The organism is Microvirga sp. P4_A5, assembly GCF_056402495.1.
Map to the genome: position 1 here is coordinate 1 of NZ_JBFUHH010000123.1, position 10,836 is coordinate 10,836.

At 65.9% G+C, this 10,836-nt stretch carries 7 protein-coding genes; 3 read left to right on the forward strand and 4 right to left on the reverse strand.

Translation table 11 applies throughout. From position 1 onward, the window contains the following. Positions 1-351 precede the first annotated feature (351 nt). Positions 352-3,150 carry a preprotein translocase subunit SecA gene (gene secA / locus AC1DVM_RS20780; protein WP_477257630.1) on the forward strand — a complete coding sequence of 933 codons (2,799 nt, stop codon included), beginning with the start codon at positions 352-354 and terminating at the stop codon, positions 3,148-3,150. A 381-nt stretch (positions 3,151-3,531) separates the two neighbouring features. Here the strand turns inward: secA and AC1DVM_RS20785 are convergent, their stop codons facing one another. Beyond that, positions 3,532-3,963, reverse strand: a complete 432-nt coding sequence (locus AC1DVM_RS20785; RefSeq protein WP_477257632.1) for a DUF2721 domain-containing protein — start codon at positions 3,961-3,963, stop codon at positions 3,532-3,534. A 238-nt stretch (positions 3,964-4,201) separates the two neighbouring features. Between AC1DVM_RS20785 and AC1DVM_RS20790 the strand changes: the two genes are divergently transcribed. Beyond that, positions 4,202-5,920, forward strand: a complete 1,719-nt coding sequence (locus AC1DVM_RS20790; RefSeq protein ID WP_477257634.1) for an adenylate/guanylate cyclase domain-containing protein — start codon at positions 4,202-4,204, stop codon at positions 5,918-5,920. An 8-nt stretch (positions 5,921-5,928) separates the two neighbouring features. On the opposite strand, the gene AC1DVM_RS20795 is transcribed toward AC1DVM_RS20790, so the two are convergent. Next, a complete protein-coding gene (locus AC1DVM_RS20795) occupies positions 5,929-7,077 on the reverse strand; it encodes an amidohydrolase (protein ID WP_477257636.1) in 1,149 nt (382 codons plus the stop codon). Between the two features lie 78 nt (positions 7,078-7,155). Further along, positions 7,156-8,745: an adenylate/guanylate cyclase domain-containing protein gene (locus tag AC1DVM_RS20800; protein WP_477257638.1), complete on the reverse strand. Its 1,590-nt coding sequence runs from the start codon at positions 8,743-8,745 to the stop codon at positions 7,156-7,158. Between the two features lie 261 nt (positions 8,746-9,006). On the opposite strand from AC1DVM_RS20800, the gene AC1DVM_RS20805 reads away from it, so the two are divergent. Next, entirely contained in the window at positions 9,007-9,309 is a 303-nt protein-coding gene (locus AC1DVM_RS20805) for a hypothetical protein (protein WP_477257640.1), read from the forward strand. 185 nt (positions 9,310-9,494) lie between these two features. Here the strand turns inward: AC1DVM_RS20805 and AC1DVM_RS20810 are convergent. Continuing rightward, the coding region (locus AC1DVM_RS20810; protein WP_477257642.1) for a L,D-transpeptidase family protein at positions 9,495-10,836 on the reverse strand (1,342 nt) is incomplete at its 5' end.

Here is a 10,836-nt window from a genome sequence, read left to right on the forward strand (position 1 = left end):
GCGCGGCGGCGGGCGGGGTCTGGGCGTAGGCGGCGCCGGCCATCAGGGGCAGCGCTGCGCCGAAAGCGAGAAGATTATTCCGAAGAGATGATAACACTGACATTGGATCCTCTGATGAGCTTTGGTCGCCCATGAACCGGGTCGATCGATGGCCTAGTCTGTTTACGTTTGCAAGCGATGGCATATTTATGTCACAGGATCGCTCGCAATGGGGTTTCCCGGGCTCGGTCGCGGGCCATATAGGGCTGCGCCACCGGGGGCGCAGTCTTTAAGATGCGCTCCCTCGTTATTAGGTCTATAAGGCGGCCCCAAACCGCCCCTCCTCAATTCCTGGTAGTCTGAAGGCTTTCGATGTTCGGTTCTCTCGCGAAGAAAATCTTTGGCTCGGTCAATGAGCGCCGGCTGAAGTCCTTTAAGCCCAAGGTGGAGGCGATCAACGCGCTGGAGCCTGAACTCGCGAAACTCTCGGATGACGAGCTGCGCGCCCGCACCGATGCGTTCAAGGCCGAGCTTGCCGCCGGCAAGACCCTCGACGATATCCTGGTTCCGGCCTTCGCCACCGTCCGGGAGGCCGCCAAGCGGACCCTCGGCCAGCGTCCCTTCGACGTCCAGCTCATCGGCGGCATGGTCCTTCACGAGGGCTCGATCGCCGAGATGCGGACGGGTGAGGGCAAGACCCTGGTGGCGACCCTGCCGGTCTACCTCAACGCACTCGCCGGCAAGGGCGTGCACGTGGTGACGGTGAACGATTACCTCGCCCGCCGCGACTCGGAATGGATGGGCCAGATCTACCGCTTCCTCGGGCTCGAAGTCGGCGTCATCGTGCACGGTCTCGACGATGCGGAGCGCGCCGCCGCCTACCAGGCCGACATTACCTACGGCACCAACAACGAATACGGCTTCGACTACCTGCGCGACAACATGAAGTACGAGATGGCGCAGATGGTCCAGCGCGGCCACAACTTCGCGATCGTCGACGAGGTCGACTCGATCCTGGTCGACGAAGCGCGCACGCCGCTCATCATCTCCGGTCCCCTCGACGACCGCTCGGACCTCTACAACGCCATCGACGTGGTGATCCCGCGCCTCGACCGCGCCGATTACGACCTCGACGAGAAGCAGCGCTCGGTGTCGCTCACGGAGGACGGCACAGGCAAGATCGAGCAATTGCTGCGCGATGCCGGCCTGTTGACGGAAGGCGATCTCTACGACGCGCAGAACGCCACGCTGGTCCACCACATGAACCAGGCGCTTCGCGCCCACACCCTGTTCCAGCGCGACAAGGATTACATCGTCCGCAACAACGAAGTCGTCATCATCGACGAGTTCACCGGCCGCATGATGCAGGGCCGGCGCTATTCGGAAGGCCTGCACCAGGCGCTCGAAGCGAAGGAACACGTCCAGGTCCAGCCCGAAAACCAGACGCTGGCCTCGATCACGTTCCAGAACTATTTCCGCCTCTATTCCAAGCTCGCGGGCATGACCGGCACGGCCTCCACCGAGGCCGACGAGTTCATGGAGATCTACAACCTCGACGTGGTCGAGGTGCCGACCAACCGGCCCGTCTCGCGCCTCGACGAGGACGACGAGGTCTACCGGACGGCGGACGAGAAATACAAAGGCATCATCCGCGAGATCGAGACCGCCTCCGCGCGCGGCCAGCCGACGCTCGTCGGCACGACCTCCATCGAGAAATCCGAGCACCTCGCCGAGCTTCTCATCAAGGACGGTTTCACGCTCATCGATTTCGACAACCCGCACGCGCTGGAGCCGCTCTACAAGGCCGCCCGCGAGGGCAAGGGCATCCGCCATTTTGCCGTGCTGAATGCGCGCTTCCACGAGCAGGAAGCCTTCATCGTGGCGCAGGCGGGCGTGCCCGGCGCCATCACCATCGCCACCAACATGGCGGGTCGGGGCACCGACATCCAGCTCGGCGGCAACGCCAAGATGCGCATCGAGCGCGAGCTCGTGGGCCTCGAGGGCGAGGCGCGCGCGACGCGCGAAAAGGAAGTCCAGGCCGAGATCGACTCGTTCAAGGAAAAGGCGCTCGCCGCCGGCGGTCTCTACGTGCTCGGCACCGAGCGGCATGAATCCCGCCGCATCGACAACCAGCTTCGCGGCCGCTCCGGTCGCCAGGGCGATCCGGGCCGCTCGCGGTTCTTCCTGTCGCTGCAGGACGACCTGATGCGCATCTTCGGCTCCGACCGCATGGACGGCATGTTGTCCAAGCTCGGGCTGAAGGAGGACGAGGCCATCGTCCATCCGTGGATCAACAAGGCGATCGAGCGCGCGCAGGCGAAGGTCGAGGCGCGCAACTTCGACATCCGCAAGAACATCCTGAAATACGACAACGTCATGAACGACCAGCGCAAGGTCGTGTTCGAGCAGCGCAAGGAATTCATGGCGGAGGAGAGCGTCCGCGGCACCATCGACGACATGCGCCACGGCGTCATCGAGGACATCGTGTCCCGCGCGATCCCCGAGAACGCCTATGCGGAGCAGTGGAATGTCGCGGGCCTGAAGGCTGACGTTGCGAACTTCCTCAACCTCGACCTGCCGGTGGACGAATGGGCGAAGGAAGAGGGCATCGCCGACGACGAGATCCGCGAGCGCATCACCAAGGCGGCGAACGAGGCCTATGCGCAGCGCATCGAGGCGAATTCCTCCGACGTCATGACCTATGTGGAGAAGCAGGTCCTGCTCCAGAGTCTCGACCATCTCTGGCGCGAGCATCTCGTGACCCTCGACCATCTGCGTCAGGTCATCGGCTGGCGCGGCCTCGCGCAGCGCGATCCGCTCAACGAATACAAGTCGGAGGCCTTCGAGCTCTTCAACAACCTCGTGGGTCATCTGGGCGAGCAGGTCACCGGCCAGCTCATGCGCATCCAGGTGGTGTTCCAGCAGCCCGAGCCCGCCGAATTGCCGCCGATGTTCGGCCAGCATCTCGACCCGGCAACCGGCGAGAACGAGATGGCAGGGTCCTTCGGATCGCCGATGGGCTTCGGCGCCACCGCCGCGCCCGTCCTCGACCGCGCCCCCCAGCGCGACCCCACCGACCCCTCCACCTGGGGCCGCGTCGGCCGCAACGAACCCTGCCCCTGCGGCTCGGGCAAGAAGTTCAAGCATTGCCACGGGCAGTTCGTGGCTTAAAGCGCGGCGTCTCCACCCCCACGCGGTCATGGCCGGGCGGGACCCGGCCACCCCACGTCATTCTCACGCCGCGCCGCGCGCCGCCCCCTCGGCCGTCATGGCCGGGCTTGACCCGGCCACCCACGCCTTTCTCCTGACGCGCCGGCAGCCCGCCGTGATGGCCGGGCAGTGACATCCGTCATTCCGGGACGGCGGAGCCGGGCCCGGAACCCATAATCGCGAGCTTTTTCAAGATCGGGCGGGACCGTTGTCGCTCCCGTCTTAAAGCCCGGCGTTGATGGGTTCCGGGCTCCGCTCGCGCGGCCCCGGAATGACGGAGTGTCCCGCTTAAAGACGCGCTGTCGACGATAACCGCCCATCGGCAAGGCTCACGCCCGCCCGTCACGGCCCCGGATCGATTTCGCCGAGCGCGATGAAGGCCTCGAACACGAACAGGCACAGGGCCGCGATGAACACGAAGAGGCCGAACACGAACAGTACGGCGATCAGCGATTCGAGCTGGAGGTTGAGCAGGGCCCCCACGAACGCGATCAGCACCAGAAAGGCCGTGGTGGCAGCCGACAGAACCGACAGGCTCATGGATTGATGGACGAGCTTCGCCCGGCGCCGCAGCGTGGGCAGGTCGGATTTGTGCCGGGCCCGCCGCTCATCCGCGTCGTCGATATCGTCGATCAGCCGCATCCGGTCCACCAGCCCGTTCATGCGCGCCAGCAACAACGCCAGAAACGCCACGATCCCGCCGAGCAGAAAAGCCGGCGCCGTGGCAAGCGCGATGACATGGGATATTTCGCTTAAAGAAAGACCTTGAACCATGGATGCCCCGAGGTTGCGGGAGGGATTTCAGCGTGGATTGGGGGGCGTGGCAAGGGTGGGGCGGAGGATATTCCCGCAAGGAGTATCGGCCACGGCGTTCCGCCGCTGTCGCTGACCCGGCCAAGGTTGAAGGGCTGCGCCCCCTGGCGCCTGCGCTGGGCTTTTTGTTTCGCGTTGCGGCCGGTGAGCGTAGCATGAGGCGCGTGGTCCACTACCCGGCCCCAACCCGGAGCTTTCGATGCAGCGCCGATTGGCTGCGATCATGGTGGCCGACATCGTCGGTTATTCGTCCCTGATGGGGACCGCCGAGGAGCGCACGGTCCATCGGGTCGCCGCTTGCCTTGAGCTTATCCGCCGGAAGGTGGCCGACCTCGATGGCCGGGTCTTCAATACCGCGGGCGACGCGTCCCTGGTGGAGTTCGCAAGCCCCATCAACGCCCTGCGCTGCGCCACGGAAATCCGCAACGCCCTCGCGGGCGGCGAGGACGGCGAGGGAGAACCGCTGCGGCTGCGTTTCGGCCTGCACCTTGCCGACATCGTGATCAGCGGGGACGATCTGGTGGGCGACGGCGTCAACGTGGCGGCGCGCATCCAACAGGAGGCGGAGCCCGACACGATCTGCGTGAGCGGTGTCTTCTTCGACAGCATCCGCCGCAATTCGCCTTTCCATTTTGAGGATCTGGGCGAGCGCCATCTGAAGAATTTGGACACGCCGATCCACATCTACCGGCTGACCCGTGAGATGGCACCGCACCGGCTGCAGTCTGCCCCCACCCGAGCGCAGGCCGTAGGCGAAAAGCCCGCGTCGTCCATCGCCGTGCTGCCCTTCCGGGTTATGGGTGGAGATGAGGATCAGCGCTTCCTCGCCGATGGCCTGACGGACGAACTCATCGTCGAACTCGCCCGCTTTCGCCGTCTCTCGGTTCGCTCGCGCAGCGCGAGCTTCGCGGTCGGCGGCGCGAACCTGGATCCCGTCGTGGTCGGCGACGCGTTGCGGGTGCGCTACGTGCTGGAGGGACAGGTGCGCAAGATCGGCGACCAAGTCCGCATCGGGCTTACCCTTACCGAGACCGAGGACGGCGCGGTGGTGTGGAGCACCAATCTGGTGCGGCCCTTCGCAGGCCTTCTCGATCTTCTGGACAAGACCGCGGCCGAAATCGCCGCTCGCGTCTTCGGCCGGATGGAGGATGCGAGCATGATCGTGGCGCGCCGCAAGCGGCCCGAGAACATGACGGCGTTCGAATGCCTGCTGCGCGGCATCGACCACCACCGCCTTGGCGGTGTGCTGGAGGAGAATTCCCGTGACGCGATGCGTTGGTTCACGCGCGCCATCGAGGCTGATCCGAACTATGCGTCGGCCTACGCCTGGCGGGTCTGCGCCGCCGCTGACCTGCCGGAATTCGACCTGGCGGAGAGCGAACCTGACATTCGCCGAGCGCTCGAACTCGACCCCTACGATCCGGAAGCCAATCGCATCATGTCGGTCTTCGAATTGCTCAAGGACAACTTTGATCAGGCCGAAACCCTGATGCGGCGCGCCATGGAGCTCAGCCCGTCTGATGCCTACATCAAGGCGCGGTGCGCTGGCATCTCGACGTTTATCGGCGAGGGCGAGAATTCTTTGAAGCTGCTGGACGAGGCAGAGGCTCTCGACCCGCTCCTTCCCGTCTGGTGCATCGAGGAACGCGGCATCTCCTTCTATGCGCTCGGACGCTACGAGGAGGCGCTTCTGGCCTTGGGAAAGCTGGTCTTCCAGACTTTTCGCTCTCGGCTGTACCGAGCCGCTTCGTTGATGGCACTTGGTCGCCCGGAGGATGCCGCGACGCTGGTGCGGGAAGCCATCGCCAGCAAGCCGAACCTCACTGCTGCGAGCTTCATGATGAAGGAGCGCTATCGCGACAGGGCGGCGAGGCAGCTGCTCCGGCGGCGCCTACGCGATGCCGGCCTGCCGGCCTGATCCACTGCCTATCCGAGACTGTCCCGCAAAATCCGCATGAACACCCGCGCGCCGATGGCGATGAGATCGTCGGGGAAGTCGTAATCGGGGTTGTGCAGGCTCGCGTGACGTTCGCCCGCGCCGAGCAGATAAAACCCCACCGGCGCGCGCGCGCTGAAATGGCCGAAATCCTCGGAGGCGCGCATGGGCAGGAGGCCGCGATCGAAGGGGATCTCCTCGGCCTCGAGCGCCCGGCGCAGGTGGGCCACGGGTTCGGGGGCGCTTTCGCAATGGGGGAAGACGTCGTGATAGGTGATGTCGAGGCCGAGGCCGGTCTCGGCGGCGATCCGCCTGACGAGGGTTTCGGCCCGTTCCCGCAGGTCGGCCATGCGCGAATCGGTGAGCGTCCGCAGGGTCGTCCAGATCTCGCCCCGTCCCGGCGCGACCCCGAAGGCGGGCTCGCCCAGCGACGCGTGGGTGACGGTCAGCATGGCAAACCCCTCATCGAGCGGCCCGCCGCCGCCAAGGGCGGTGAGCGCCGGCATCAGGGCCGCCATGGCGGGCATGGGGGATGCCCCGAATTCGGGCATCGACGCATGGGCGGTCTTGCCGGAGAGGACGATGCGCATGCCCCGCGATGCGCAGCTCACCACCCCGCTGGTGAGCGCCGCCTTGCCGAGCGGCATGCCCGGCATGTTGTGGACCGCGAAGGCAAAGTCCGGCGCGAGCTCGTTAAATTTCGGGTCCGCCACCACGGCGGCGGCGCCCGACCCGTCCTCCTCGGCGGGCTGGAACATCAGCACCGCGCGCCCACGTGCCGGTCGCTGCCGTCCGAGGCCCCGCGCGAGGCCTGYGAGCATCGCCATATGCCCGTCATGCCCGCACAGATGCGCCTTGCCGGGGGTGTTCGAGCGGTGGGCGATGTCCGACACTTCCTCGATGGGCAGCGCGTCGAGTTCCGCCCGGAACATCAAGGTCGGCCCCGGCTCCGCGCCCTCATAGATCGCCGCGACGCCGTGCCCGCCGAGCCCCGTCACGATCCGGTCAGCGCCGGTTGTGGTGAGAAACCGGACGACCTCGCCGGCGGTGTTGACTTCCTCGCCGGACAATTCGGGCGCGCGATGGAGGCCGCGCCGCCATTCGGAAAGCTCGACGATGTCTGCGTTGGTGAGAAACATGAAAAGGGCCTGCGCGCTGTCGGTCTCGTGGCCCTTATGGACCGCATGCCTTCCGGCGACAACGCCGCGCCGGCGCTCTCAAGAGGCCGCCGGGTTGCTCCGGGCGGTCAGCGCCATGAGCGCCTCCGAGAGCCGCTTCTTCGCCCGCTCCACGCCGTTATCGTCGATGGCCTCGATATCGACGAAGAGGTCGAGCCCGGTCGCGTGTTCGCTGATGACCTGCGGCCGCTGCGCCAGCTCGCCCAGCAGCCCCTCGACCTCGTAAGGCACGACCTCCCGGCTGATGCCCTTCATGTCGATGGGCTCGAGCGGACGCGCCCGCACGAGGTCGCGCACGAGGGCGTAGGTCTCGTAGCTGAGGCAGATCCCGCCGGGCTGGGCGATGGATTGCAGGCGCGCGGCGAGGTTCGCCTCGGCGCCGATGATCGTGTAGTCCATCCGGTCGTCGGAGCCGAAATTGCCGACATTGCAATAGCCCGTATTGATGCCCATCCGCGCCCTGAACGGCTGTTCGATTCCGCGGCTGTGCCACATCTGGTTCAGCTGTTCGAGCCGGTGCTGCATGTCGACCGCCATGCGCAGGCAGGCCTTGGCGTCTTCCTCCACGCCTTGCGTATCCGGGTCGCCGAAGAACACCAGCAGCGCATCGCCGATGAACTTGTCGACCGTGGCGCCGTGCTTGAGGGCGATCGCCGACATCTCGGTGAAGTATTCGTTGAGCAGCGCCGTGAGGTCCTCCGGCTGGAGCCGCTCGGAGATGGCGGTGAAATCCTTGATGTCGGAGAAGAAGATCGTCAGCTTCTTGCGCTCGGTCGCGATGGTGGTGTCCTTCTGCCCGCTGAAGATGCTCTTGTAGATCTGCGGCGACAGATATTTGGCGATCTTGAGCGAGATCGAGGCGAGGAAATCGTTGGTCTCCGCGAGCTCGCGGTTCATCCCCTGCACCAGCGCCGATTGCCGTCGCTGCAGGAAGATGAATGTCAGGCCCGCCAGGGCGGCGAGGCCGAAATAGATCAGGAGATATTTGAACGACAGCACGTTGGCGGCGATGGGCTGGGTGACCGAGATCTCCTGGATGCCGCGCACGTCGCCGACCTTCCAGTCGGTCTTCGGGCTGTCCGGGTGGCTGTTGTGGCAGCTCACGCAGACCTCGCCCATCACCACCGGAGCCGCGGCGCGGATCTGGCGGGCGAGCAGCGAGCCCGACGCCTCGACGACGGATTCGGCCGGGTTCGCCCGCAAGGCACGCAGGGCGTTTTGCTCGAAATCGTCAAGCGGGTGGGCCTCGCGCCCCCGGAACGGCAGGTCGGACACGAACCGGTATTTTACCGAGCCGTCATGGGCGCTGATGCGATTGCCGAGCTCGATCGACAAGGTCGCGGGGATCGGGATCGCCCCCGGCACATCGCGGTAATTGTGCGTCATCGTCACGGGGCCCGGCGGCGCTTGCAGCAAGCGCCCCACCACCTCGCTGCCGTAGAAGGCCCGCATGTCATCGATGACCCGGCTGATCTCGCTTACCTGATTGCGGAGCGTCCGCTCCGACAAGTTGCGCAGATCGAGCCAGACGGCCACCGGCAGCCCGACAAGTCCCAGCACCACCGCCGCCACCAGAAGGGGACCGTATGTGCTGTGTTCGCGCGCCGCCTGATTTCCGAGTGGGATCATGGGTCGGGTGTCCCTGCCGGGAGGGATTTATAGCATGAAAAGCGGGGGCAGGGCGCGTTTGTCGGCTGCCGGACGGTGCCTTGGAATCGTGGCATGGTCGTCCGCCTTCGCAGGCAAGCTCGATTGCGTCCGAGGCCGCAAAGTCTCTTGCGCATCACCTTGCTGGGGCCATGATAGGCCCGTGAGGATTCGCGAAGGCTCAACGCTTTGTCGATTCAGCGCCGCCAGACGTGCAACGCAGACCGGATCCGGCGGGGGACGATGCCGCGCTGGGTTCGCGCGGTGCTCGTGGTCGCGTCGGCGGGCGCTTTAATCCTCGATCCGTCCCTGACGAGCGCGCATGACTGGTATCCGGCCTGGTGCTGCGGCGACAACGATTGCCGGGCCCTGTCGGAGGAAAACGGCGAGACGGCGCTCGAGGCCCCCGACGGCTGGCACCTGTGGGACGGCCGCGTCGCCCGGCGCGGAACCGCCAAGATATCGCCGGATAAGAACTTTCATCTGTGCGACGAGCCGACCACGAAGGCCATCATCTGCTTCTTCGTCCCGCCCGGCTCGACCTGACTGGGGTCTTTCTGTTCCCATGAGCGCGGGTCGGCGAAGCGTTTTATCGAAGCGCAGCCAACGCCCCCTCGATGGTACTCGCGCCCAACCGCTCCCAGCGAGGGGAGGAATGCCGTGGCGGGCCGCTATGCGCACAAAAAAACCCGCCGGAAGGCGGGTTTCTTGGTGCGGCCGGTCGGCCGGATTTACTGCGCGGCCGCCAGGTTGACCGGTCCTTGAGCCTGCGCGCGCTTCTGCGGCGCAGCCGTCGGGCCGGCCGGCTTCGCGGTGGCCACGGCCCGTGGCTGGCTCGCCGCCGCCGGAGCGGCGGCCTGCTGGGAAGCCGAGGCCGGTTGCGGGGCCGAGGAGGAGCTGAACAGGTCGCCGATGCCGGTGAGCATCTTCTTGTAGAAGGGGCTCTGCGAATCGGCGGTTCCGGTGGCGGGTGCCGGGGTGGCCGACGCGACCTTCATTTCAGGCGCCGGAGCGGCTACGGCAGGAGCCTGTGTGGCCGGAGCCGGGGCTGCCTTCGGGGCCGACGCGAAGGCGAGAGCCGTCGACGGCAACTCGCGCTTCGGCTTGCCCGTATCGTCGAGGGCGATTTCCTGCGGGCCTGACGAGAGGCCTTCCGGACGGCTGACATCGCCGAACTTGTCGCGCATGCGGGTGTCGACCACGAGCGAACCTTCGGAGCCGGCCACGCCCGCCATCGCGGTGACGAAGGATTCGTGCGAACCGCCATCGTGATAGACGACCTTGACGGGGGCGACGCCGCTGGAGACGAGTTCGGCCACCGCCTGGTCGTCCTGGCGCGCCTTGCGGGTGACCTCGGCGACCACGGTCTCGTCCGTCACGTTGAACTGGTAGCGTCCCGCCGCCACGCTGACGCGGGGCTCATCCTTGGTGACCTCGAAATAATCGGAGCCTTCCTTCAGGTTCTTCCAGAACGCAATGTTCTGATCGAGCCGATGCTGCGCCAGGTTCTTCGGGGTCATGCGGAACGGATAGGACTGGAATTGAAAACCGCGCTGGCCGCCGGAGAGGGATTCGCGGGCGATGGCGTAGATTTCGGCGATGTTTTCGTCCGTCATGGCGAAGCAGCCGCGCGACGAGCACGAGCCGTGCACCATCAGGGCGCTGCCGCTCGCGCCACGGGCGCGGTCATAGGCGTTCGGGAAACCGGTGTCGAACGACAGGTAATAGGCCGAATTCGGGTTCATCTGGGCGGGCGTGACCGTGTAGAAGCCCTCGGGAGCCTGACGGTCGCCTTCGCGCACCTTCGGGCCGAGTTGGCCCGACCAGCGGCAGATCGGATAGGTCTTGAGCAGCGCGTAGCTGCCGCTCGCCGACCGCTTCCAGACCTCCATCTCCGCTTCCTTCTTGTAGGAGCGAATGAGGATCGGATCGTTTTTCGACATGCCCTTCGCGGCCATCAACGACATGGTGGCGGCGGGAATGGGCGCAAGATGGCGCGTGGAGCTGCGCGAGAAACCGTTATCCTGGCAGGCTGCAAGCGCAAGCGTCAGGCTCGCTGCCAATGCGATACGT